General features: G+C 72.6%; 21 protein-coding genes. 10 read left to right on the top strand and 11 right to left on the bottom strand.

What is annotated here, in order from left to right:
• Positions 1–108: 108 nt before the first annotated feature.
• From ACZ7L6_RS33145 to ACZ7L6_RS33130, 4 genes are all read right to left on the bottom strand, one after another.
• On the bottom strand, positions 109–1326 hold the full coding sequence (locus tag ACZ7L6_RS33145; protein ID WP_471930334.1) for an alpha/beta hydrolase family protein: 1218 nt from the start codon (positions 1324–1326) through the stop codon (positions 109–111).
• Between the two features lie 12 nt (positions 1327–1338).
• Positions 1339–2013, bottom strand: coding sequence for a TetR/AcrR family transcriptional regulator (locus tag ACZ7L6_RS33140; RefSeq protein WP_471930332.1), 675 nt, complete (start codon positions 2011–2013; stop codon positions 1339–1341).
• A 5-nt stretch (positions 2014–2018) separates the two neighbouring features.
• A complete protein-coding gene (locus tag ACZ7L6_RS33135) occupies positions 2019–3623 on the bottom strand; it encodes a DHA2 family efflux MFS transporter permease subunit (protein WP_471930330.1) in 1605 nt (534 codons plus the stop codon).
• A 148-nt stretch (positions 3624–3771) separates the two neighbouring features.
• On the bottom strand, positions 3772–4542 hold the full coding sequence (locus ACZ7L6_RS33130; protein ID WP_471930328.1) for a 4'-phosphopantetheinyl transferase family protein: 771 nt from the start codon (positions 4540–4542) through the stop codon (positions 3772–3774).
• 247 nt (positions 4543–4789) lie between these two features.
• On the opposite strand from ACZ7L6_RS33130, the gene ACZ7L6_RS33125 reads away from it, so the two are divergent.
• Genes ACZ7L6_RS33125 through ACZ7L6_RS33085 form a run of 9 tightly spaced genes read left to right on the top strand, consistent with a single transcriptional unit; the run spans position 4790 to position 15367 of the window.
• Positions 4790–6607 carry a fatty acyl-AMP ligase gene (locus tag ACZ7L6_RS33125; protein WP_471930326.1) on the top strand — a complete coding sequence of 606 codons (1818 nt, stop codon included), beginning with the start codon at positions 4790–4792 and terminating at the stop codon, positions 6605–6607.
• Positions 6608–6629: 22 nt separating this feature from the next.
• Positions 6630–6965: an acyl carrier protein gene (locus ACZ7L6_RS33120; protein WP_471930324.1), complete on the top strand. Its 336-nt coding sequence runs from the start codon at positions 6630–6632 to the stop codon at positions 6963–6965.
• Positions 6962–10012 (top strand): type I polyketide synthase, encoded by a 3051-nt coding sequence (locus ACZ7L6_RS33115; RefSeq protein WP_471930322.1) that lies wholly within the window; start codon positions 6962–6964, stop codon positions 10010–10012. Before ACZ7L6_RS33120 ends, ACZ7L6_RS33115 begins: the two co-directional genes overlap by 4 nt.
• Complete coding sequence (locus ACZ7L6_RS33110) at positions 10012–11034, top strand: 3-oxoacyl-ACP synthase III family protein (protein ID WP_471930320.1); 1023 nt, start codon at positions 10012–10014, stop codon at positions 11032–11034. Before ACZ7L6_RS33115 ends, ACZ7L6_RS33110 begins: the two co-directional genes overlap by 1 nt.
• Entirely contained in the window at positions 11031–12986 is a 1956-nt protein-coding gene (locus ACZ7L6_RS33105) for an HAD-IIIC family phosphatase (RefSeq protein WP_471930318.1), read from the top strand. The genes ACZ7L6_RS33110 and ACZ7L6_RS33105 overlap by 4 nt, the downstream gene beginning before the upstream one ends.
• Positions 12983–13222, top strand: a complete 240-nt coding sequence (locus ACZ7L6_RS33100; protein WP_471930316.1) for an acyl carrier protein — start codon at positions 12983–12985, stop codon at positions 13220–13222. Before ACZ7L6_RS33105 ends, ACZ7L6_RS33100 begins: the two co-directional genes overlap by 4 nt.
• A complete protein-coding gene (locus ACZ7L6_RS33095; protein WP_471930314.1) occupies positions 13219–13443 on the top strand; it encodes a hypothetical protein in 225 nt (74 codons plus the stop codon). The genes ACZ7L6_RS33100 and ACZ7L6_RS33095 overlap by 4 nt, the downstream gene beginning before the upstream one ends.
• Positions 13440–14549 (top strand): alpha/beta fold hydrolase, encoded by a 1110-nt coding sequence (locus ACZ7L6_RS33090; RefSeq protein WP_471930312.1) that lies wholly within the window; start codon positions 13440–13442, stop codon positions 14547–14549. Before ACZ7L6_RS33095 ends, ACZ7L6_RS33090 begins: the two co-directional genes overlap by 4 nt.
• Positions 14546–15367, top strand: a complete 822-nt coding sequence (locus ACZ7L6_RS33085; RefSeq protein ID WP_471930310.1) for a thioesterase II family protein — start codon at positions 14546–14548, stop codon at positions 15365–15367. The genes ACZ7L6_RS33090 and ACZ7L6_RS33085 overlap by 4 nt, the downstream gene beginning before the upstream one ends.
• On the opposite strand, the gene ACZ7L6_RS33080 is transcribed toward ACZ7L6_RS33085, so the two are convergent.
• From ACZ7L6_RS33080 to ACZ7L6_RS33060, 5 genes are read right to left on the bottom strand one after another with little or no spacing between them, the layout of a single operon-like run.
• On the bottom strand, positions 15303–16184 hold the full coding sequence (locus ACZ7L6_RS33080) for an MBL fold metallo-hydrolase (RefSeq protein WP_471930308.1): 882 nt from the start codon (positions 16182–16184) through the stop codon (positions 15303–15305). The genes ACZ7L6_RS33085 and ACZ7L6_RS33080 overlap by 65 nt on opposite strands.
• 38 nt (positions 16185–16222) lie before the next feature.
• Entirely contained in the window at positions 16223–18166 is a 1944-nt protein-coding gene (locus ACZ7L6_RS33075; protein ID WP_471930306.1) for an AMP-binding protein, read from the bottom strand.
• Complete coding sequence (locus tag ACZ7L6_RS33070) at positions 18163–19338, bottom strand: thiolase family protein (protein WP_471930304.1); 1176 nt, start codon at positions 19336–19338, stop codon at positions 18163–18165. Before ACZ7L6_RS33070 ends, ACZ7L6_RS33075 begins: the two co-directional genes overlap by 4 nt.
• Before the next feature lie 6 nt (positions 19339–19344).
• Positions 19345–20766 carry an MFS transporter gene (locus ACZ7L6_RS33065; protein WP_471930302.1) on the bottom strand — a complete coding sequence of 474 codons (1422 nt, stop codon included), beginning with the start codon at positions 20764–20766 and terminating at the stop codon, positions 19345–19347.
• Positions 20763–21965 (bottom strand): alpha/beta hydrolase family protein, encoded by a 1203-nt coding sequence (locus tag ACZ7L6_RS33060; RefSeq protein ID WP_471930300.1) that lies wholly within the window; start codon positions 21963–21965, stop codon positions 20763–20765. Before ACZ7L6_RS33060 ends, ACZ7L6_RS33065 begins: the two co-directional genes overlap by 4 nt.
• Positions 21966–22072: 107 nt before the next feature.
• Here ACZ7L6_RS33060 and ACZ7L6_RS33055 point away from each other — a divergent pair, with 107 nt between their 5' ends.
• Positions 22073–22690: a TetR/AcrR family transcriptional regulator gene (locus ACZ7L6_RS33055; protein ID WP_471930298.1), complete on the top strand. Its 618-nt coding sequence runs from the start codon at positions 22073–22075 to the stop codon at positions 22688–22690.
• Here the strand turns inward: ACZ7L6_RS33055 and ACZ7L6_RS33050 are convergent.
• Both ACZ7L6_RS33050 and ACZ7L6_RS33045 read right to left on the bottom strand, forming a co-directional pair.
• Positions 22636–23037 (bottom strand): DUF2690 domain-containing protein, encoded by a 402-nt coding sequence (locus ACZ7L6_RS33050; RefSeq protein WP_471930296.1) that lies wholly within the window; start codon positions 23035–23037, stop codon positions 22636–22638. The two genes, ACZ7L6_RS33055 and ACZ7L6_RS33050, sit on opposite strands and share 55 nt — an antisense overlap.
• Positions 23038–23043: 6 nt before the next feature.
• Positions 23044–24042, bottom strand: a complete 999-nt coding sequence (locus ACZ7L6_RS33045; protein WP_471930294.1) for an ArsR/SmtB family transcription factor — start codon at positions 24040–24042, stop codon at positions 23044–23046.
• Positions 24043–24181: the final 139 nt, after the last annotated feature.

Raw genomic sequence — 24181 nt, 5'->3', positions numbered from 1 at the left:
CCACCGAGAATTCCTTTGGCCCGTCGGCCCGCATTCGACGCACAGCCCGGCCCATGGGGAGGCGGGCCGGGCTGTGCGAACAGGTCGGGTCACGGTTTCCCGCCGCCGTCAGGCCACCGCGGGCACCTGTTTCGCCTCCACGGTCTCCGCCAGCCACGAGAAGAGCCGATCGTGGAAGAGTCGCATGGCACCGGAGTGGCAGTGCGCCCCACCGCCCTCGTCCGCCGTGAACACGTGCAGCGTCTTGGGGCAGTTCAGCCCCGTGTACACCTTCTTCGCATGCTCCAGGCCGGCGAAGAACAGGTCCTCCTCGGCGTCCAGGACGAGGACCGGGCAGCGCACCTCACCGATGACCTCGGAGAGCCCGAACGCGGGCATCGTGCGCAGCAGCTGGGCGGGAGTGTCCGCGCCGAAGGTCCACATCGCGTGCCGCAGCAGCCAGCGGGTGAAGGTCTGCTGGGCGGCGATCCCCCACATCACCGGGTTGGCGAAGTCGTCGCACCCGTGGTCGACCCACTCCAGCACGAACGGCGGCAGCGCCACGACGTCACCGAGCTGCCAGACCGCGTCGTGGGCCACGCAGCCGGCCAGCCGGTGCTCGAACGCGGCGGCCCGTACGGCGAGCAGCCCGCCGAGGCTCGTCCCGACCAGTGCCAGGCGCTCGGGGTCCACGCCCGGCAGGGTCAGCGCGTGGTCCACGACCGGGGTGACGACGTTCTCCCAGTCGGGCCGGAACACCAGTCCCTGGTCGCGCAGGACCGAGCCCTGCCCGGGTCCCTCGAAGCACAGGCAGTGGTAGCCGTGGGCGAGGGCCGCGGCGGCCACGAAGAAGTAGCCCTCTTCGACCGTGGAGTCGAGGCCGCCGTGGTGGATGAGCGTCGGCCGCGGCTCGCCCGAGTCGTCCGCCCGGTAGAAGTAGCCGGGCAGCGAGGTGTCCTCATAGGGAATGCGGATGAACTCGGGCGGACGCTCCATGAGTTCGGCCGCGTCGGCGAAGGTCTCCTGGGACAGCCGCATCAGCCGCCGGGCTTCCAGGTCCTGTGGGTCGTCCCGCTGGAAGAACTCGGCCGTCCGGTAGTAGTTGTGCGCGCGCAGCAGGGCGGCACGGGCGTCGTCCGTCCGTCCCTGGCCGACGGCCGCTGTGGCCAGCCGCCGGGTGCGGTCGGCGAGCTGCGTCCACGCGTTCCGCCACGCTTCGGTGTCGCCGTCGGGGACGTGGGAGGCGATCGTGATGACCTCGCCGAGCTGCGCACCGCCGTAATCGGCGTAGCCGGCGGTGCGCAGCGCCTGGTAGTCGAAGGCGAGGTCGTCGAAGAGGAATTTCATGGCTGCGGCTCCTCAAGCTGGTGGGAGGTGCTCCGGTGCCGTGCCGGGGCACGTCCCGGCACGGGTCGTACGGGTTCCGTTCAGGAACGTGTCGACGATCGTCTCGGCGAACGCCGCGGACTCCACGGGGCGTTGTCTGAGGATCAGCCGGGCGGCCATCGGTCCGGTGAGCAGCTCGACGGCGTCGTCCGGGTTGAGGTCGGCGCGCAGTTCGCCGCTGTCGACACCTTCCCGCAGGGTCCGCAGCAGGGCCTCGCCCCGTGCGGCGGTGACGGTGTTCTCGAACCGCTCCACCAGCTGGGGGCGGCGCACCGCTTCGCCGAGCAGGCTGCCGATCAGCCGGTGCAGATTGGTGTCCTGGCCCCGGTGCCGCAGCTGGTCCACGAGGGTCACCAGCTTGTCCCGCAGGCTGAGGCCGTCCAGCGGCGGCACGGGCAGGTCCAGACTGCCCAGCGCGGCGAGCACCAGTTCCTCCTTGTTGCGCCAGCGGCGGTAGATGGTGGCGCGGGCGACGCCCGCCCGCTGGGCGACCATGTCCATGGACAGGTCGCCGAAACTGCACCCGTCGCCGAGCAGACCCAGGGTGCTGTCCAGAATCGCCCGGTCGGCGGCGGGATCGCGCTGGCGGCCGCCCCGGGGGGTGTGCCCCGGGGCGGCCGCCGACTGATCGACGTCGTGTGGCGGCATGCGGATCAGACCTCCGTGGTGTGGACTTCTCTGGTGGCCGCCCCCTCGGCGCCGGACCTCTCGGCAGCCGTGCGGGCAGGCAGGAGCAGCAGGGCGAGGGCGGCGCCGAGGAAGGTGACGCCGGCGGCGACAAGCGCCGTCAGATGCATGGCCGTGACGAACGCGTCGGCGGCCCGGGCCGCGAGTGCGGCCCCGCGCGGACCCAGCTCCTCGGCCACGGTGAGGGTGGTCGCCACGGAGTCGTCCGCCGTGTCGCGGACCGGGGCGGGCAGCGGCGGGAGGTGGTCCTGGATGCGGGAGCGGTAGGCGACGGAGAGCACCGAGCCCAGGACCGCGACCCCGAGGGCGCCGCCCACCTGACGGAAGGTGGTGCTGACCGCGGAACCCGTGCCCGCTCGGTCCTGGGAGACGGCGGACATCGCGGCCGACGTCGCGGGTGGCATGACACCGGCGATGCCGACGCCCATGGCGAAGAGGACGGTCTCGATCACCCATACCTCGGTGTGCTCGTCGACGGTGGCCACGGCGAGGAAGGCGAGCGAGGTGAGCAGCAGCCCGGCGGAGCACACCGGCCGGAATCCGATCCGTTTGGCGGCGAGCGTGGCGGCCGGCGAGCACGCCAACTGGGCCACGGCCAGGGGGAGCAGCAGGCACCCGGCTTCCAACGGGGTCCAGCCGCGCACGCTCTGGAGGTAGAAGACCAGGAAGAAGGTGGCGCCGAGCAGGGCGAAGAAGACCAGGGCGATGACGGTCACCGCGACCGAGAACCGGCGGCTGGTGAACAGGGCGAGGTCGAGCGCCGGGCGCCTGCTGCGCCGCTCCCACAGGGCGAACAGGCCAAGGACGGCGAGGCCGCCGAGGACCGGCCCCCACACCGCGGCGTCCGCCCAGTCGTCCGTCTCACCGCCCTTGATCACGCCGTACACGAGAGAGGTCAGGCCCGCGATGGACAGGGCGACGCCGACCGGGTCGAAGCCGCCGCGTCCGGGGTCCCTGGACTCGGGCACCACGTACAGCACGGCGATGACGCCGATCAGGCCGATGGGCAGGTTGATCAGGAACACCGAGCCCCACCAGAAGTGCTCGAGCAACGCCCCACCGGTGATGGGTCCGAGGGCGACGGCCAGTCCGGCGGCACCGGCCCAGATGCCGATGGCCTTCGCGCGTTCGGCGGGCGGGAAGACGGCCATGATGATCGCCAGGGTCGCGGGCAGGACCAGTGCGCCCCCGATGCCCAGTCCTGCCCGGGCGACGACCAGTTCGCCGGCGGAGTGCGCGTAGGCGGACCACAGCGAACAGCCACCGAAGACGAACAGGCCGGCCAGCAGGGTGCGTTTGCGCCCCCAGCGGTCGGCAAGCACGCCGGTGGTGAACAGCAGGGCGGCGAAGACGAGGGTGTAGGAGTCGATCGCCCACTGAAGTTCGCTCTGTGAGGCCCCGAGGCCCACGGGCGCCGGTTCGGCGAGGGTCTTCAGCGCCACGTTCAGGATCGACGTGTCCAGGACGACCAGGAGAAGGCTGACCAGCAGCACCGCGAGGACGCGCCACCGGTGCGGGTGCGCGGGCTGGGACGTCTGGTCGGCGAGGGTGAGGCGAGGCTGGGATGTCACGGTTTCCGCTCCTCGGAAGAAGAGGGTGCTGCGTGATCGGGATGCCGTGCGCGTGCCGTGTGAGGCCGACGCTAGACCCGCCGCCCAATCGAGTCAACGGTGTATCGAAACATCATTGACTCGATTGCTGCCGCTTCTTGATCCGCCGTCAGCCGGCCGCTGGAACGGCGAGTCTGCCCCAGCTCCCGCAGTCGTCCGGGCCCAGCGCACACGCAACGACGTACTCCCCCGTGACGAGATCACAGCGCAGACGCCACCCTGGCGCGGCCGGGCCCAGCCACCAACCCGCGCCATCCGGGGCGGGACGCACACGCAGCCGCGAGAGATCCTGGGTCAACCCGACGCCGAGTGCCTTCACATAGGCCTCCTTAAGCGTCCACAGACGCACCAGCCCGCGGTTCCGCTCGGCGGGCGGCAGTGCGGCCAGCTCCGCCAGCTCCCGCGGATGACAGAACTTCTCGGCGAGCCCGGGCGTCAGCAGCGACCGGTCCCACGCCTCCACGTCCACCCCGATCCGGCGGCGGCGAGCGACACCGACCACCAGCACCCCTGCCGTGTGGCTGATGCCCACGTCGAGCCCGGCGGGTTCATGCAGGACCGGCCGCCCACGGCTGTCGCGGTCCATCACCACCCGGCCCGGTTCCGTGCCGCTCACGGCGGCCACCATGTGACGCAGCATCAGCCGGGAACCCGACAGCCGTGCCCGGACGGCTGGTTCGCGAGCGGTGCGGTAGCGGGGCCAGTCGGCGCCGAGCAGCTCACGCGGGCACGGGCTCGGTACATTCCCCCAGTCGGCGAGTCGTCCGTGGCAGACGGCATAGCCGTGCCGCATCACGGCCTCACGCACCACCGGCCACGGGCCGCTCCCCGCCGAGACGCCCAGCGGCTCCCCGCCGGCCGGTGCACGGTGATCGACCACGACGACCTCCTTCGCCACCCATCGCAGGCACCGCGTGCCACCACGCGCTGCGTCGCGTCACGCACCCACCGTTGTACCGGCTCGTCCCACGGCCATCCGGAGAACGCCAAACCTGCGACGTGCTCACCAATTGCCGCTTTACGCCTCCTTTTCGTGACGCCTCAAGGCTGAAGCCCTCGGATGGCATCCCGTGCCTCCGGAACGTTCCGCACCGCTACCGTCACCGACCGCGGAAAGGACACAGCCTGTGCCGCACCAGCCTCAGCACCGAACGTTGGCGGACGCCGTACGCGCCGGCGTCGACCGCCATCCCGAACGTGCCGCGTTCGTGTACCTGCACCAGGACGGTCAGGACATGCGGCCCGAAGAGCTCAGCTACGCGGAACTGGACCGGCGAGCGCGACTCGTGGCCACCCGCCTGCGGCACGCGTCGCGGGGCGACGGGTCCCGCCCGGTCCTGCTGCTCTACCCGCCCACGCTGGACTTCGTCACGGCCTTCCTGGGCTGCTTCTACGCCGGGCGTACGGCCATCCCGGCACCGCTGCCCGACGAACCCGGCGAGCGGCTGGCCCGCGTCAGCGGCATCCTGCGGGATGCCAAGGTGGGTGCGGTGCTGACGCTTCCTCAGTACCGGCAGCCCATCGGCGCCTGGCTGGCCGCCGCCGGGGAGCACGACGTGGCATGCCTGTCGACGGGCGGGGACGACGAGGCCGACACCGATCCCGACCTGTGGACCCCGCCTCGGGTCCGCGCCACCGATGTGGCCTTCCTGCAGTACAGCTCGGGTTCCACGAGCGAGCCCAAGGGCGTCATGGTCACGCATGCCAACCTCGCCGCCAACGAGGAGGCCATCCGCACCGCGATGGCGACCCCGGAGGGGGTCGTGGCCGGGAGCTGGCTGCCGCTGTACCACGACATGGGGCTCATCGGCATGACGCTGCAGCCCCTGTGGGTGGGCGGCACCAGTGTGCAGATGTCGCCGCTCGCGTTCATCAAGCAGCCGCACCGCTGGCTGCGAATGATCCACGACTACCGGGTCGAGGGCACCGCCTCGCCCAACTTCGGCTACGAGCTGTGCGTCCGGCGGGTCACCGAGGAGCAGTCCGCGGGGCTGGACCTGTCCAGCCTGCGGGTGGCGCTCAACGGGGCCGAGCCGGTGCGTGCCGAGACCCTGCGCGCCTTCGTCCGCCGATTCGCCGGCAACGGACTGCGCCCCAAAGCCCTCCTGCCCTGCTACGGCCTGGCCGAGAACACCCTGCTGGTCTCCAGCGGCGACCCGGACGCCCCGCACATCGAACTCACCGTCGACGCCCACGCCCTGGAGCAGGACGACCTGCGGCCCGCCCGCAGCGACCGCCCCACCCGCACCCTCGTCGGCTGCGGTCGGCCGAAGGACACCGAAGTGCTGATCGTGGACCCGATGACCCTTCAGGTACTGCCCGGTGGCCGGGTCGGCGAGATATGGCTGCGCGGCGCCTCGGTGGCCGCCGGCTACTGGAACCGGAGCGACCTGACCGCCGAGACCTTCCGTGCGGTGACCGCGGACGGCCGGGCGGGCTACTTCCGCACCGGCGATCTCGGCGCCCTGCTCGACGAGGAGCTGTACGTCACCGGACGGATCAAGGAGATGCTCATCCAGCACGGCCGCAACCTCTACCCACAGGACATCGAGCAGGCCGTACAGGAGTCCGGGGACGCGTTCCGGCGGGGCGGCGGCGCGGTGTTCACGGTCGCCGACGAGGCGGCCGAGCGCGCCCACGTCGTCGTGGTCCAGGAGCTGCGGTCGGCCACACGCGGCGAGGAGGACCTGGCCCACCTGGCCTCGAGCGTGCAGGCGCTGGTCAGCCGTCAGTTCCAACTGCCCAGTGCGAGCGTGGTCCTGGTGCGCCCCGGGGTGATCCGCAAGACCACCAGCGGCAAGACGCAACGCACGCTCATGCGGCAGCTCTTCCTCGCCGGCGCCCTGCCGGTCCTGCACCAGCGCCTTCAGCCCGCGGTCGCCGCCCTGCTCCCCACCACGCCGGCAGCCGCCGAGCCGACCACCGTCGTGTCCACCCGCAGCTGAGATCCAGAGAGGAAAGCACGTCATGAGCATCGTCCCCGACACCCGCACGCCCCTCGCCGCCGAACCCCGGGAACACCCGTTGCCGCGCCACGACGCCCCGGACCTCGAACTGTGGCTGACCGAACGCGTGGCCTTCCACCTGCACAAGGCGCCCGAGGAGATCGACCCGGACACGCCGCTCGCCGACTACGGCATCGACTCGGTCGCGGCGATCAGCATTTGCGGCGAGATCGAGGAGCACTACCAGCTCGCGGTCTCCCCCACCATCGCGTACGACTTCCCGACCGTGCGCGCCATCGGTGACCACCTCGCGGCACGCCTGGCCGGCAGGGCGAAGCACGGCGAGGCCCCCTCATGAACGAGCGTGAACCCATCGCGGTCGTCGGCCTCGACTGCCGTTTCCCCGGAGCCCGGGACGCCCAGGAGTACTGGTCGCTGCTGATGGACGGCCGGGACGGCACCGACCGCGTGCCCGAACAGCGCTGGGACGCCGACCGCTACCACGCCGCTGTACCGGACGGCCCGCGCAGCGCCTCCGGCGCCCGGCCGCCGGGCCGGACCAACACCGTGCGCGGCGGCTTCATCCACGACCCCGACGCCTTCGACCCCGGCTTCTTCGGGATCGCGCCGCGGGAGGCCGCCGCGATGGACCCCCAACAGCGGCTGCTGCTGCAGTGTGCGTGGCGGGCGATCGAGGACGCCGCCATCGCCCCACAGGATCTGGCCGGCACCGACACCGGCGTGTTCGTCGGTGTGATGGCCAACGAGTGGGCGTACCTGCAGCTCGCCGACTACGACCGGATCACCGCCCGCTACGGCTCCGGCAACGGCTACTTCATGGGCGCCAACCGCGTCTCGTACCACCTCGATCTCAAGGGCCCCAGCATGGCCGTGGACACGGCCTGCTCCTCCTCGCTCGTCGCCGTCCACCTCGCGGTGAACTCCCTGCGCTCGGGCGAGTGCGACCACGCGCTGGCAGCCGGCACCAACTTGATCATGACGCCGGTCATCAACATCTTCTACGCCCAGGCCGGCCTCTCCGCACCGGACGGCCGCTGCAAGCCGTTCAGCGCCTCGGCCGACGGCATCGGCCGCGCCGAGGGCGTGGCGGTGCTGCTGCTGCGCAGGCTCAGCGACGCGGTGGCCGACCGGCAGCCGGTGTACGCGGTGCTGAAGGAGACCGGCATGAACCAGGACGGGCGCAGCAACGGAATCACCGCGCCCAACCGCTGGGCCCAGCAACAGCTGATCGAGACGGTGTGGCAACAGGCCGGCGTGACGGCCGACGACATCCACTTCATCGAGGCGCACGGCACCGGGACCCTGCTCGGCGACTTCATCGAGGCCCAGGCCCTCGGCGAGCTGACCAGCGGACGCAGCGGCGGCAGCGTCGCGCTGGGCTCGGTCAAGAGCAACTTCGGGCATGCCGAGGGCGCGGCCGGTATCGCCGGGCTCGTCAAGGCCGTCCTGGCGCTGCACCATCGCACGGTGCCGCCGAGCCGGTTCGCGGACGACGCGAACCCCAAGCTCGACCTGGCCGGGCGCCGGCTGACTCTGCTCAAGTCGCCGCTGCGGCTTCCGTCGGGCCCGGTGCACGCCGCGGTCAGCAGTTTCGGCATGGGCGGCAGCAACGCCCATGCGCTCCTGGCCTCCGCGCCCCGGGCCGTCCCCCGGACCCGCCCCGGGGCACCGGGGGTGTTCACGGTCTCCGCCCGCACCCCGGAGCGGCTGCGCGCCAATCTGCTCGCCCAGGCCGACGCCCTGGCCCGCCGCCCGCAAAGCCAGCTGGCCCAGCTGTGCTGGACCAGCAACCACGTCAAGTCCCGGCTCCCGCACCGGGTGGCCGTGGCCGCCGCCGATCTGCCCACACTGGTCGCGGAGTTACGCAAGGCCGCGGAGCACGGCGAGGAGACGACTCAGGGCGACGTGGGGCGCCGCACGGCGCCGTCGGTGGCGTTCGCGTTCACCGGGCAGGGTGCTCAGCACCCCGGGATGGCGGCGTCCTGGTACCGGTCATGCCCCGCCTACGCACGGCACTTCGACGAGCTCGACAAGGAACTCGCCCCGCACGTCGGGCGCTCGGTGCGCGACCTGGTGCTCGACGGCGATCCGGACGTCCACCGTGCGGGGCTGGCCCAGCCCGCGCTGTTCGCGGTGGCGCACGCGATGGCCGCCACCCTGATCGATGCCGGGATCCGGCCGTCGTACGTCATCGGCCACAGCATCGGCGAGTTCGCCGCAGCCTGCGCGGCCGGGGCGCTCGACACGGCGGACGCCGCCCGGCTGGTGGCCCGGCGCGGGGCTCTGATGGAGACCCTGCCCGAGGGCGGCGGGATGCTCTCGGTGAGCCTGGACGCCGCGGAGGTGGAGCCGCTGCTGACGGGGCGGCGGCAGCTCGGCCTCGCCGCCGTCAACGGCCCGCGCAGCACGGTGATCGCCGGCGATCTCGGGGAACTGTCCCTTGTCGAGCGTCAGTTGGCCGAGCGAGGGGTGACCGCCCGGCGCCTCACCGTCTCGCACGCCTTCCACTCGCCACTGATGCGGCCCGTGGTCGAGGAGTTCCGTCGCGCCTGCGCGGACCTGCCTGCGCGCCGCCCGGCCCTGCCGGTCTTCTCCACGGTGCACGGCCGGGAGCTGGCCGACGCGGAGAGCATGGACGCCGGTTACTGGGCTCGGCAGATCACCGAGCCGGTCCGATTCGCCGAGGCCGCCGGGGCGCTGCTGGCCACCGGGGTCACCCACGTGGTGGAGATCGGCCCGCGTGCGGTGCTCACCCCGTTGCTGGCCCGGCTGCGGGCGGCCGGCGGGCGCGCGGTCTGTCTGCACGCGGCGCACCCCGGCGAGAACGCCCCCGGCCACCGCCCCCAGCAGTTGTTCGGCGAGCTGTGGTGCGCGGGCCTCGCCCCGGACTGGGACGTACTGTACGCCGAGGCGGACCGGTCGCCGCGGCGGCTGCCGCCGTACGTGTTCGACGACTCGTTCCGCGCCTGGCGCTCCGGTGCCGCCCCAGGGCTCCCCGAACCGTCCGCGCCACCCGTCCCCCCTGGCGCGGACACCGCGGTACCGCATGGTACGGACCGCGGGACATCGTGCCCGCCGGCCCCGGCGGGGGACCCGCCGGACTCCCTCGCCGTCCTGACACGGCAGTTGGTGTGCCGGGTCGGCGGGCACGACCCGGCCCTCGTGCCCGACCACGCCCGCCTGCACGAGGACCTGGGCTTCGACTCCATCCAGGTCGTGGAGCTGAAGGCCCGGATCGAGCAGGCGCTGCCGCAACTCGGCACGCTCCCGGTCGACGAGCTGCTCGCCAGCCTGCGCACCGTGGGCGACCTCAACGGGTATCTGCGCGCCCGGCACCTCGCCGAGGGCGGCCCCGTACCCGCGACCCCGGAAGGAATCCGTTGATGACCGCTCCCACCGCGTACCTGGCCTCGGTCGGTACCTGTCTGCCGGGCGACCCGGTGGACCTCGCGACGCTGGCCAAACTGATCGGGGTCGACGAGTCATGGGCCGAGATGTTCATCGGCAACACCACCCGGTACTTCGCCATGGACCTGGCGACCGGTCAGGTGCGGCACACTCTTGCCGACATCGCGGCGACCGCCGCCGACGAGGCACTGGCCGAGGCCGGGCTGGAGCCCCAGGACATCGACTGCGTCGTCATGGGCACGGCCACCCCCGACCACCTGATGCCGGCCACGGTGAACCTGGTGGCCGACCGGCTCGGCATCGACAACGTCCCCACATACCAGCTCCAGTCCGGGTGCGCCGGCGCGGTGCAGGCCTTGGACCTGGCCCGCACCCTGCTGCTCGGCGGGCGCTGCGGCACCGTGCTGGTGATCGGCGGCGACGTGTGCGCCAAACACCTCGAGACGGACTTCGACCCCGGGCGCCGCTCCTCCGCGGAACTCGTCAACTACGTGCTCTTCGGCGACGGGGCCGGTGCGGCCGTGCTCAGCTCCGAGTCGCTCGGCCAGGGCATCGAGATCCGTCAGGTGCTCAACCGGCTGGTGGGCCTGGGCCGGAAGCCCGGCCAGGTCATCGACTGGTTCGGACTCGGCGACCGGCACAGCGACCGCACGGCGATCGCCGAGGACTACAAGGCCATCGAGGAGAGTGTGCCGGCCCTGGCCCGGCAGATGTTCTGGGACCTCCTCGACGACCTGGGCTGGGGCGCCGACCAGGTGGACTTCCTGCTGCCCCCACAGCTGTCCGGCCGGATGAGCGACCGCATCTCCGCGGACATGCCCGCCCCGGACGCCCGCCGGATCAACGTGGTACGCAACGTCGGCAACAACGGCAACGCGCTGCCGTTCGTCCAGCTCGCCGAACTGCTGCGGCAGTGGGACGGCCCGGGCCGCGCCGTCGTCGTCACCGTCGAGTCCAGCAAGTGGATCAAGTCCGGTATCGCGCTGGAGCGTTCATGACCCACACCGAGGACCGTCTCCCGGACACCGCCACCGGCGGCCCGTCCGGCACCTGGCGCGACCCGGAGGCGCTGCGCACCCTGCGCCTGCTGTCCCGGTCGGGCAAGCTCACCGCGGAGTACGCGGCGGTACGCCCGCTGCTGTCCCGCATGCTCCCGGGCGACCTCCCGGCCGCAGGCCGGCTACTTGCCCGGCTGGCCCCGGAGGACCTCGCGGGCCTCGCCGGCGTAAGTGTCGTCCCCGTCGCGATCACCGGCCAGTCCACCGTGGCTCCGCTGGTGGCTCCGCTCACCGCCGAACTGGCCCGGCACGGGCTCGTGCTCGACGCTCGGGTGTCCCCCTACGGGTCGTATCTGCAAGACCTGATGCGACCGCCTGACGCTCCGACGGGCGACGCCGAGCCCCAGGTCACGCTCTGTCTCCTCGACCCGTACACGGTCTTCGGCGACATCACGGTGCCGTGGCGGGCCGAAGACGTCGAAGGCGCCGTACGCGCCCGGCTGCCGCTGATCGCCGGCGCGGTGCGCATGCATCAGGGCGCGGGCCGCGGACTGCTCGTCCTCAACACGGTGCCGCTGCAGCGCTCGTATACCCACCAGTTGGTCGATCTGCGCTCCCGGGCCCGGCTCGGCCGGGCCTGGCGGGAGTTCAACGGCGGGCTGCTCGCCCTCGCCGAGGAGCATCCCGGCGTCGTCACCGTGGACCTGGACCCGCTGCTGAGCGAGGGCATACCGGCGTGCGAACCGCGCACCGCACAGTACGCGGGAGCCCGGCTCTCCGACGCCCTGCTGGCCGCCTACGCCCGGGAGACGGCCCACATCGTGCGCGCCCGGCTGGGCCGGACCCGCAAGTGCCTGGTGCTGGACCTCGACGGCACACTGTGGGGCGGGGTACTCGGCGAGGACGGCACTGACGGCATCGAACTCGGCCAAGGGCTGCGGGGCGAGGCCTTCCAGACCTTCCAGCGGGTGCTCAAGCAGCTCGGCTCGCAGGGTGTGCTGCTCGCGGTGAGCAGCAAGAACGACGCCGACGGGGTACGTCGGACGCTGCGCACGCACCCGGCGATGGTGCTGCGCGAGGACGACTTCGTGTGCGTCAACGCCAACTGGCACGCCAAGCACGACAATCTGCAGGACATCGCCGAGCGGCTCGGGCTGGGCCTGGACAGCTTCGTCTTCGTCGACGACAGCCTCTTCGAATGCGGGCTGGTCGGCGAGCAGCTGCCCGAGGTCGCCGTGGTCAGGGTCGACGAGGAACCGGCCCTGCATCCGTCGACCCTGCTGGCCGACGGCTGGTTCGACCTGTTCGAGCTCACCGAGGCGGACCTTGAACGGACGGGCCGCTACCGCACCGAGGCGCGGCGGCAGGAGTTCCGCGCGGACTTCGACTCCTACCAGGAGTACCTCGACGGGCTCGGCATCGAGGTGATCCTGCGCCCTCCGGACGGCTCCGAGATCTCCCGGGTGTCCCAACTCACCCTGCGCACCAACCAGTTCCACCTGGCCACCGAGCGTCTGCAGGCCCCGGAGGTGGCGGCGCGGCTGGAGCGGCCCGGTCACCATGTGATCGCGGTGCGCGCCCGCGACCGGTTCGGCGACCACGGCCTGGTCGGCGCCGTATTCCTGCGCCGCGACGGAACGCGCCTGCGTATCGACAACTTCGCCCTCAGCTGCCGGGTGTTCTCCCGGGGCATCGAGAGCGCCTGCGTCGCCGCGGTACTGGAGTTCGCCCGGGACACCGGGGCGGCGGCCGTGACCGGCCGCTATCTGCCGTCGCCACGCAACGCCGCCTTCGCCTCCTTCTACTCCGAGCACGGGTTCGCCTCCGCCGGTACCGACCCGGACGATCCCGACGCCGTCTTCTTCCGGCACGACCTCAGCGACATCGCCCCCGCCCCCGCCCATGTGCGGCTGCGTGCCGCGTTCGGGCCGTCAGACGGAGACCCGACATGACCACCGCGCTCGCCGACACCGAACAGTTCCTCACCCTCCTGGAGGAGGAACTCGCCCTGTTCGTCCTGCCCGAGGACCTCGACCGCCCCCTGGACGACTTCCCCGACTGGGACTCGGTGCTCCTGCTGAGGCTGGTGACCGTCGTGGAGAGCATCAGCGGACGGCGCGTCCCTGTGGCCGAGCTGTTGCAGGCGCGGACGTTCCGGCAGGTGCACGAGGTGGTGACGGGCCGATGACACCGGAGCCCGACCGCACGCCCGACGGCTGCCTGCACTTCCGCGCCCTGTTCCTCGACACGCAGCTGGACGTGGTCTGCTCCCCCGCCCTCGGCAGGCGGATCCGCGCGGGCCTCGCCCGTCTCGTCCCCGGGCGCGGTGACGCGTCCGCGGCCCGCAGTACACCCCCCAGCTCCGATGTCCCCACACCTGCCCCGGAAGAGAAGGGAGCGGCCCGATGATCCCCCTGCACGAACTGCGGAGGTTCGCGCTGCCGCACGCGCACGCCCAGGGCATCCCCCGCGATGTCCTGCACCGCGTCCTGCGGAACCTGAGCGAGGATGTCCAGGGCAAAGGCCCCGACGCCTGGACGCACGAGTGGTCGTCGCTGGCCATGGCGTCCGAGGCGCGCGGCCGCGACCTGGACGCGGTCCGCTACTACACGATGGCCCGCTTCCCCTACGTCGACGGCCCGGACCGCCGCGAGGCACAGGACGCCTGTGTGGCGGCCTTCGACCGCTGGCGCAAGCGGGTGCGCGGCATCTCACGGCTCGATCTGCCCTTCGGCAGCGAGGGCTTCGCCTGCTGGGCCACCGGCCTGTCCCAGCACAACAGGCTTCCGCTCATCCTGGTCCTCGGCGGCATCACCGCCGTCAAGGAGCAGTGGGCGCCGGTCCTGGCGGGCGCCGACCGGTTCGGCGCGGCCGTCGTGGTCACCGAGCTGCCCGGTGTCGGCGAGAACACACTCACCTACGGAACGGACAGCACACGCATGCTCATGTATCTCGTCGACCTGCTCGGCCGCGCCGCCGACACGACCCGCACCTGCGTCGTGGGCCTGAGCCTGGGCGGGCATCTGGCCCTGCGCCAGGCCCTGGACGACGAGCGCATCAGGGGCCTGGCCACCGTCGGGGCCCCGGTGCGCGACTTCTTCGTCCGGGCCGCGCACAGCACGCCACTGCCACACCTGGTGACGTCGACCCTGTCCCACGTCATGCGGACGCCGGCGGACCGGATCCCGGCCGCCCTCGCCGACTGGGTCCTGGAGGAGGACGAGCTGTCCCGGCTGCGGATCCCGGTCGCGTACGCGGCGAGCCGGAGCGACGAGGTGGTACCGCACTCCGACGCCGAGCTGCTCCAGCGCACCGTCCCACGGCTGCGCCTGGTCGAACACGACGTGCTGGGCGCCGAGCCCGAGCGCGCGGCCGAGACCCGGCTGTGGCTGCTGTCGCAGGCGCTGCGGATGGCCGGTACGGCGAGCCGCGTACGTCGGGCCGCCTCGGCCCGGGCCCGGGTGCTGCGCGCCCGCCACCGGCTGGCCCGTACCTCGGCCGGGGACCCCGCATGACCACCAGCGCCACCGTGCCCTGCCTGAGCCGGGCGCCCCGGGAGGGCGCCCGGCTGCGGCTGTTCTGCTTCCATCATGCGGGCGGGGGCGCCTCGTTCTTCGGTTCCTGGGCCGCACGCGTCCCGCCCGGCGTCGACGTCCTGCCCGTGCAGTTGCCCGGACGCGAGGCCCGCTACCGCGAGCCGCGCCTCCGGGACGCCGGGGAGGTGGTCGAGGCCCTCGGGCGGGAGATGGGCCCGCTGCTCGACGAGGAGCCCTGGGCGGCATACGGGCACAGCATGGGCGCCCTGGTGGCGTTCTCGCTCGCGGCGGCCCGTCTGCGCCAGGGCCGCCGCGGCCCGGAAGCGCTGTTCCTCGGGGCGTACGCGGCCCCCCATACGGCGCCGACGCTGCCGCCGCCCGACGGGTACGAGGACCGTGAACTGGCCCGCCTGCTCGTGGACTTCGGCAGTCTGGACCCGCTGTTCCTCGAACGCGACGACTGGCTTCGGGTGCTGCTGCCGATCCTCCGGGACGATCTGCGCATCTGCGCCAGCCACCACCGGGCGGGGCTGCCCGACCCGGGCGACGAACTGGCCCGGCTGCCGCTGCACGTCGAAGGCTTCGCCGGGACCGACGACCCGCTCGTGGACGCGGGCGCGGTGCGGGCCTGGGAGCGGTACGTGCGCAGCTTCCGCATGACTCGCGTCCCCGGCGGCCACTTCTTTCCCCGAGAGGCCCCCGACGCGTTCTTCGAACGGTTCAACCGCTCCCTCACCCGGCTTCTTTCGCCCCCGCGTCCTCCCCGTGCGGACGCACCACCCGCGGGACCCGGCTGATACGGCGCCGGCTTTCGCCGGCGTTCTTCTCGTACAGGGAGCGCTGCTCCTGAATACCGGGCATGGTCCACAGCGGCCGTGCGGCGCCGTCGGCGAAGGCGAGGCCCGGGGTGTCGGGGCGTAGTCCGGTCAGGGTGAGCTCGAAGCGCCCCTGGTAGTCGATGCCACCGTCCGCGGCGAGCCGGAAGGGGCGGTCGTGGCCGGGGTAGATGACGTCGGACTCGGCCAGGACCCGGTCGATGCTGCGGGCGGCCTGGTCGGCATCCCAGAAGACGAGCGGATTGCGCCGGGTCCTGGCGACGTACGCGAAGTGCAGCGCGTCGCCCGTGATCGTGGCACGGCCCGCCTCCGTCTCGACCACCACGCCGATGCTGCCGGGCGAGTGCCCGGGAAGGGCGATGATGTGCACGCCCGGCATGATCTCGTCCCCGTCGGCGACCTCACGGACGGGGAGCTGCTCCAGCAGCAGCCCGGTCCAGGCGGGCGTGGCCCAGTCGTTGGCATGCGGGGTGTGGGCGTACCGGCGCTCGTCGGCGTGCAGCACCAGGGTGGCCCGCGGGAACAGGTCGATGTTCTGTACGTGGTCCCAGTGGGCGTGGGTGAGGACCACGGTGTCGATGTCGTCGGCGGTCAGGCCGCGTGTGGCGAGCGCCTGCCACAGGAAGGGGCGGCGTCCGACGTGCGCGGCGTCGACGAGGACGTTCCGCGGGCGTCCGGCGGCATCCCGCCCTTGGACCAGGAACACCCCGCAGAAGGCGGGATAGCCCTGGTCGGTGTCGATGGCGAATCCGGGCAGGAGGATGTCGATCGTCGGCATGGAACTCCTTGGTCGGTGAGCGTTGTGCGCGACAGGGCTCACGGTCGGTGGTCCGGTGTGCTGTGCACGGCCGTACGGATCGCGTCGAGGCCGCCGGGGTTGACGAGCGTGGACAGGTCGCCGGGTGCCTCGCCGGTGACGAGGTCCCGGATGATCCGCCGCATGACCTTGCCGTTGCGGGTCCGCGGCAGCTCGGGTACGGCGATCACCCTGCTGGGCCGGAAGGCGGCTCCCAGGGCGTCGGCCACTCGGCCGCGGATCCGTTCGGCGTCGGCGGCGCCGAGGAGACGGCCGTCCGCCGGAACCGCGAAGCACCACAGGGATTCGCCCTTGACGGCGTCCGGTACGCCGACGGCGGCCGCCTCGGCAACGGCCGGGTCCCCGACGACGGCGTCCTCGACCTCTGCGGGGCCCAGGCGCTTTCCGGCGACCTTGATGACGTCGTCCAGCCGTCCGTGGACGAACCACTCCTCGCCGACCCGCGACACCAGGTCCCCGTGCGACCAACGGCCCGGTCTCCGGCCGAAGTAGGCCTCGGCGAAGCGCTCGGGTGCCCGCCACAGTCCCTGCGTCATACCGGGCCAGGAGCGCCGCACGACCAGTTCGCCGAGCCGCCCTTCGGGAGGCTGCGCACCGGAGTCGTCCTCGATCGCCGCGTCGATGCCCAGGCACGGTCCCGCGAAACCGCAGGGCGACTGGGGGACGGTGGGCGCGGAGGCGAGCAGGGATCCGCCGACCTCGGTGCCACCGCAGATGTTGATGACCGGGCAGCGTGTGCCGCCGATCGCGGCGAAGTACCAGCGCCACGCCTCCTCCGACCAGGGCTCGCCCGTGGAGCCGAGGATCCGCAGCCGGTCGGGCGCGGCCGGCTGCGGGCCGCGCCCCATCAACGCGCGGGAGAGGCTGGGCGAGCTGCCGAAGACGGTGACCTGGTGGTCGTCGAGCAGCCGCCACAAACGGTCGGTGTCCGGGTGGTCGACCGCGCCCTCGTACGTCAGGACGCAGGCGCCCGCGAGGGTGGCGCCGACGGCGACGAGGGGGAACATGATCCAGCCGGGGTCGGTCACCCAGAACGCCACGTCGTCCGGCCGCAGATCGAGGTTGTAGCGGGTCTCGCAGCCCACCTGTGCCGGAAAGCCACCATGGGTGTGGACCGCGCCCTTCGGGCGGCCGGTCGTGCCGGAGGTGTGCAGCAGCAGGAACGGGGTGTCGGCGGAGACCGAGACGGCTTCGGCGGGCTCGGCGGTGGCCAGGGTGTGCCAGGGAGTCGCCACCGACCCGGAGCCGTGGTGTGCGGTGAACTCGTCGGTGACGACGAGTTGCCGAACGCACGGGGAGCTCTCCGCCGCCTTGCGGGCGACGCTCTCCATGTCGTGCCGCCGCCCGCGCCGTACGGAGGCCCTGGTGGTGACGAGCACCCGCGCCCCGGCGTCGGTGAGCCGGAGGGCGACGGCCTCCGCGCCGAAGCCGGAGAAGAGGGGCACCAGCACGGCGCCGATGCGGGCGCAGGCGAAGAGCAGCACGAAGGCCTCGGGACCGGCCGGCAGATAGGCCGCCACCCGATCTCCCACCGTCACTCCCAGCTCGCGCAGACCGCCCGCGACCCGGGCGCTGTACGCGGCCAGTTCGCCGTAGGTGAGGACGCCCTTGGTCCCGTCCTCGCGTTCCCAACGCAGGGCAGGCGCCTCGCTCCGCCCGTGCCGCACCTGGCGTTGCAGGCAGGAGTCGACGAGGTTGGTCCGCCCGCCCGGGAACCAGCGGGTCGCGGCGATGCCCCCGCCGGCGTCCCGGATGCGCAGCGGACGTACGTGCCAGACGATCCCGATGTCCTCCAGCGCCCGGCTCCAGAACCACTCGGGGGCGGCGGCGGAGCGGCGCTGCAGCTCGCGGTAGCCGCCGTCGATGCCGTGTTCCCGGCAGAAGGCCGCGACGTTGCTGTGCTCGGCGAGTTCCGGCGTCGGGTGCCAGACGTATCCGCTCATCCGGCCACGTCCGGGTTCTCGATCAACGCGGCGATGCCCTGCCCGCCGCCGATGCACAAGGCGATCACCGCGAACCGGCCCCCGGTGCGGCGCAGTTCGTGCGCGGCCTTGAGCAGCAGTACGGCTCCGGTGGCGCCGATGGGATGGCCCAGGGCGATCGCACCGCCGTTGGGGTTGACCCGGTCGGGGTCGAGCTTGAGCTCGTCCATGACGGCCAGGACCTGGGCGGCGAACGCCTCGTTGAGCTCGATCACGTCGATGTCGTCGAGGGTGAGGGAGGTGCGGTGCAGCAGAGCGCGGATCGCCTCGACGGGCGCGACCCCCATGATCTCCGGCTTCAGGGCCCGCACGACCACGTCGCGCAGCCGGCACAGCGGTGGCGAGCCGGGGGCGAGATCGGCCTCCCGCATGAGGAGCACGGCGGCGGCACCGTCGTTGATGCCGGCGGAGTTGCCGGCGGTGACCGTGCCGTCCTGCGTGAAGACGGCAGGCAGGGCGGCGAGCTTCTCCACCGTCGTGGAAGGGCGCGGGTGTTCGTCGCGGTCGGCGAGCCCGCCAGGGGTTTCCACCGGCACGATCTGGTCGGCGAACCTGCCCTCGTCGACCGCCACGGCGGCCCGGCGCTGGCTCTCGGCTGCCCAGCGGTCCTGGCGGTCGCGCGAGACGCGGAAGCGCACGGCCACCTGCTCGCCGGTCATGCCCATGGGGTAGTGGCCGAAGGGATCGGTGACCAGGGAAAGAGTGCCGTCGATGGTGGTGGGGCCGCACAGTTCGTCGGGGGCGCGCTCGCCGTAGTCGAGCAGCGGCTGCCGCGTCATCGACTCGTTCCCGCCGGCCACGACGACGTCCGCCGCCCCGAGAGCCAGGCTCTGCGCGGCCGACCAGACCGCCTGCAGACCGGAGCCGCACAGCCTGTTGACGTTGTACGCCGTGGTCCGCACGGGCAGCCTGGCGGCCAGAGCCGCGCGCCGGGCGTTGAAGGCGTCCGGACCGACCTGACCCACGCAGCCCAGGACCACCTCGTCGACGTCCTGCGGCTCCCTGCCCGCCCGCACGACGGCCGCCCGGATCGCGACGGCGCCCAACTGGTGCGCGGGAACAAGGCCCAGTGCGCCGTTGTACCGGCCGATCGGGGTGCGGGCCCCCTGAACGACGGCGATGTCTACAGGCATCGGAGGTCACTCCTTCGCTGAGGGCTCAGAGGCCGCGGCGGGCGGCGAGGACGGTGCGGGCGGCGAGGACGGTGCGGAGCCGGGACGGCACAGGGCGAGGGCGTCCCGGTCGGGCCGGATCAGGAGCGCCGAGAGCACCGCACCCGCGAGCAGCAGTCCGGCGGCCAGGTCGAAGGCCCGGCCGTAGCCGACGGCCTCGGTCGGCGCCGCGTCGATGATCCGGCCGGTGACGTAGGGGGCGAGCAGGCTGGAGAGGGCGGCGAGGGCGTACGACAGTCCGAGGGCCGCACTGCGCCGGCCGGGCGGGCAGATGTCCGCGATCGCCGCGTTGGTGAGCGGTGTCTGTCCGTTGGCCGCGGAGAAGGCCAGCACCAGCACCGGCAGCAGGAGCACAGTGAGGCCGAGGCGAGAGGTCAGCAACAGGCACGCCCCGGCGAGCAGCGGCAGCAGCGCGCCGAGCAGTCCCTGGGCGATCCGGGCGCTCACCCCGCGGCGCAGCAACCTGTGTGCCAGGGCGCCGGCGGTGAGGACCAGCACGGCCATCGACAGTGCGGGCAGGCCGACGATCCCGCTGATCTCCGCCTCGCTGAAGCCGGCCTGCTCCTCCAGGTACAGCGGCAGCCAGGAGAAGCCCAGGGCCAGGGTCCACATGACGGCGAAGGTGGAGAAGGTGGCGCCCAGCCAGGTGCCGGTGGTGACGATGCGCCACAGGGGCACGTCCACCGTCGTATCCGTGTCTGTCGATCGGTCCGTGTCTGTCGATCGGTCTGTTTCTGCAGGTCGGTCTGTGTCTGACGGTTCGTCGGGACTCAGCCTGGCGCTGTAAGGGCCGCCGCCCCCGATCCGCAGCCACACGGCGGCCCACACCAGCCCGGCGGCCCCGAGCAGACCGAACGCCGCCCGCCAGCCGAGAGTGCTGCTGACCAGAACGACCAACGGTGCGGCGACCACGGTGCCGCCCGCGCCACCCGCGACGACGACCGCAGAGGGCAGGGCACGGCGCCCCGCCGGAAACCAGGTGAAGGCGGTGTAGTTGGCCAGCGGATAGCCCGGCCCCTCGCCCGCACCGAGCACCACCCGGGTGGCGACGAGCGCCCCGAATCCTGCGGCGGGGAGGAGGATCGGCAGTTGCGCCGCCGCCCAGACCAGGGCGAGCGCGCCGAGGAGGGGCCGGGGGCGGATCCGGTCGCCGAGGAATCCGACGGCGACCGCCGAGATGCTGAACAGCAGGTAGAAGCTGCTGGCTATCAGCCCGAACTCGGTGGCGGTGAGGCGGAGTTCGTCCCTGATGGGGTCCGCGGTCAGTCCGAGCACCGCCTTGTCGGCGGCGTTGATCACGATGAACAGCGCCAGCGCGGCCAGCACGGCACGGGCCTGACGCCGGGTGCCGTCCGCCGTGGCCGCCAGCGGCCGGGTCTCCATGGTCATGCGCGGCCCAGCCGTTCGTCGAGCCAGTCGAAGACCCTCTGGTGGAAGCGGAGCGTGGCGCCCTCCTGGCAGTGTGCGCCGGCTCCTTCGGCGGAGGTGAACACCATCAGTTCCTTCTCGCAGCGCAGGGCGTCGTGCACCCGCTGCGGCTGGCCGAGGAAGGCATCGTCGCCCTCCGCGTCGAGGACGAGCGTGGGGCAGGTGATGTGCTGGGCCACGGTGTCGAGGTTGTACGGGGCACAGGCGCGCAGCGCCTCGGGGGGTGTCTTGGCCCCGAAGACCCACATGGCATGGCGCAGGAACCAGCGCATCTGCGTGCTCTCGCTCATGCCGGCGGCGAGCACGGGCCCGGCCACGTCGTCGCGGCACTCCATCACCCATTCGCCCAGATGGGGCGGGATGCCGCGGAGCGGGGCCTCACAGAAGTCGTAGACGCCGTTGTGCAGAACGCAGGCGGCGATGCGGTGCTCGAAGGCGGCGGCCCGGGCGGCCAGCAGTCCGCCGAAGCTCGTGCCGAACAGCACCAGCTTCTCGGGGTGCGCCTCCGGGCGGGTCAGGATGTGGTCCACCACGGGAGTGACCACGTGCTCCCAGTCCGGCCGGAAAACCAGCCCCTGCTCCCGCCGGACGGACTGCTGGCCCGGTCCTTCGAAGGCGAGCACGTGGTAGCCACGGCGCAGCGCCCCGGCGGCCACCATGAAGTACAGCTCCTCCAGGGTGGAGTCGTAGCCGCCGTGGTGGATCACGGTGGGCCGGCGCCGGCCCGTGTCGTCGGTGAGGAACAGGTAGCCCGGCAGCACGGTGTCCTCGTACGGGATCCGCACGGGCAGCACCGGCGTGTCGAGCAGCACGGCCGCCTGCGCGAAGGTCTCCCGCGAGCAGCGGGCCAGGTGGGCCGATTCGACGTCGGCGTCCCGGTCGTCGACGCGGAAGAAGTCGGCGGTGCGGTAGTAGTTCGACGCGCGCAGCAGGGCTTCCCGGGCGCTGACCCGGTGGCCCGCGGCGAGCGCCTCCTCGCCCACGCGGTGCAGGCGTTCGGCGGTGGCGGTCCACTCCCGGCACCAGGCCTCTTCGTCCCCGTCGGGGATGTTCCGGCAGGTCATGAGGACCTCGCCGAGATCCGCACCCCCGTAGGCGGCACGCCCGGCCGTGCGCAGTGTCTGGAAGGAGAACGCCTTGTCGTCGAAGAGGAACTTCATCCGGCCCCCTCTCCTGCGGAACGGAACGGGTCCGTTCCGTCTCGGCGCGGAACGTACACCCGGCCCGGACGGAACGCAACCGTTCCGTCCGGTGTTAATCTCCCGCAGTGGACTCGACCAGCCGGAACGCACTCGACCGCAAGCCCACGGGTTCCGCGGTGCTGCGGGAATCCGTGACCGAGACGATCAGGCGCGCGGTGTTCGAGGAACTGGCCGAGACGGGGTACGCCCGGATGTCGATGGAGGCCGTCACCCGACGGGCCCACGTCGGCAAGGCGGCGCTGTACCGCCGCTGGCCGTCGAAGGAGGCGATGGTGGTGGAGCTGGTCTCCGAGGCCGCCGCCGCGCACCTCCCCTCGACGGCCGACTCCGGCTCCCTGCACAAGGACGTCGAGCGGTTCGTCCGGGACACGATGGCGGACCTGCGCCACCCCCTCGTCGGCCGGATCATCCCCGACCTGGTGGCCGAATCCGTCCGCAACCCCTCCCTGCAGGAGGCGCTACATCAGGCGGTGCTCGCCCCCCGGCGCGCGGCGGTCGCGGAGCTCCTTCGGCAGGCGGTGGACCGCGGTGAACTGCCCTCGGACATCGACATGGGCCTGGCCGTCGACCTCTTCGGCGCCCCGCTGTACTTCCGGATGCTCGCGGTCGGCGGCCCCACCGACGACGCCTACGTCACCCGCCTCACCCACGCCGTCCTGGCGGCGCTGGCCGCCAGCCACTGAGCGGCGACACGCCTCGGCGCGGCGCCGGACGCGGCCAGGAGGCAGGACCGGAGCACGGAGAGGTGCTGCACCGGGATCATCGGCGTGATCAAGTGCCCTTCGGTGTCGAACCTGTCGGCGACCGTGGCTCGTCGGGTGCGGCTGCCGGGCGCGGCGACCTCGACCCGGTCACCGGGCCGCGACTGCCAGATCCGCCCCCAGGCCGCATCACAGCGCGCGCTGTGCCGCATCTCGATCCCCGCTCCGCTGGCGCGAGGGGCGGGGCGAGACCGAGCCCTGCTGAGTCGCTTCGGCCGACGGAGGAGGTGGCGGTGGTGCCGGAGCCGGGCGAGGCCTTCGGAAGGCATGCGTGTCTAGCGGTTCCCGGCCAGGCGGGAGCCCTCCGGTGTACGGCGGTAGAGCACGGACCGGCCGGACCGGGCGCGGGCGACGAGACCGGCGTTGTGCAGCACGCCCAGGTGGTACGACACGGTGGCGGGGCTGAGGAAGTGACGTGCCGCCAGCTGCGTGGTGGAGGCCGGTTGCGCCAGCGCGGTGAGCAGCCCGGCGCGGGTCGGGCCGAGCAGCCTGGCCATCTCGGCGGAGGGGGCCGCCGGGGCGATGGACTCGGCGACGGCTCGGCCGCGCACGGGGTAGACCAGCATGGGCGGCCTCCGTCCGCCCCGCGTCGGGTCCACGGCCACGCCCGGCCCCGCGGCCACCAGTGAGGGCACCACGACCATCAGGGGCACAGGCAGGGCGACGGTGAACCGGCTGTCGACGTAGAGCGTGCCGCCGTCCCAACGGATGCCGGGATGCAGTGAGTTGAAGAGCCCCGCCGCTCCGTGCCGGGCCAGCACGCCGGCGCAGCGGTCGACCTCCGCGTCGAGGACGGCTTTCGCGGCCTCCCAGTGCGGGGCGAAGGCCAGGTCCCAGTAGCGCCGCATTTCGTCGGCCGCCTGCCGGGCCACGTATCCGCCGCCGCGCGCCATCGCCCGCCGCACGGCAGAGGGCAGTTCGGCACCCGTCAAGCCGTTGTGCGGGCGTCCGTCGCGCAGCACCTCCAGCTCGCCCAGGACCCGTTCGGGCGGAGTGGCCCGGATGCGCTCCAGCTCTTCCTCCGGGGTGGGCGAGGGCCCGGCCGGATGGGGGCTGAGGAAGTCCGGCACGTAGCCACCGCCGTCCAGGGCCAGTTCCGACAGCAACGGCAGTCGCGCCCGCCGCAGCACACGGCGGGCGCGCGCGACCCATGGATCGGCCTCCGGGCCCGGCCGCAGGCCCCAGGGCAGCAGCGTGGCGGCGGCCTCGTGCAACGGCGAGACGGCGAACCGGGAGTGGGCAAGCCCGGCGGCGTCCACGGTGAGCTCGATCATGACCCTCCCACTGCCCCCTTCATCGCTCCCCTGCTGTCCTCATCGCTCCCCTGCTGTCATGTCTCCCCCGCTGTCTGTTCGAACCTGCTCGAATCGTGGCACGGAAGCTCGCGGTGGCAGGCCCGCTTCCCGCAGTCTG

This window comes from Streptomyces sp. NPDC107522 (assembly GCF_055657525.1).
This window is presented reverse-complemented; position numbering and strand designations above follow the sequence as displayed.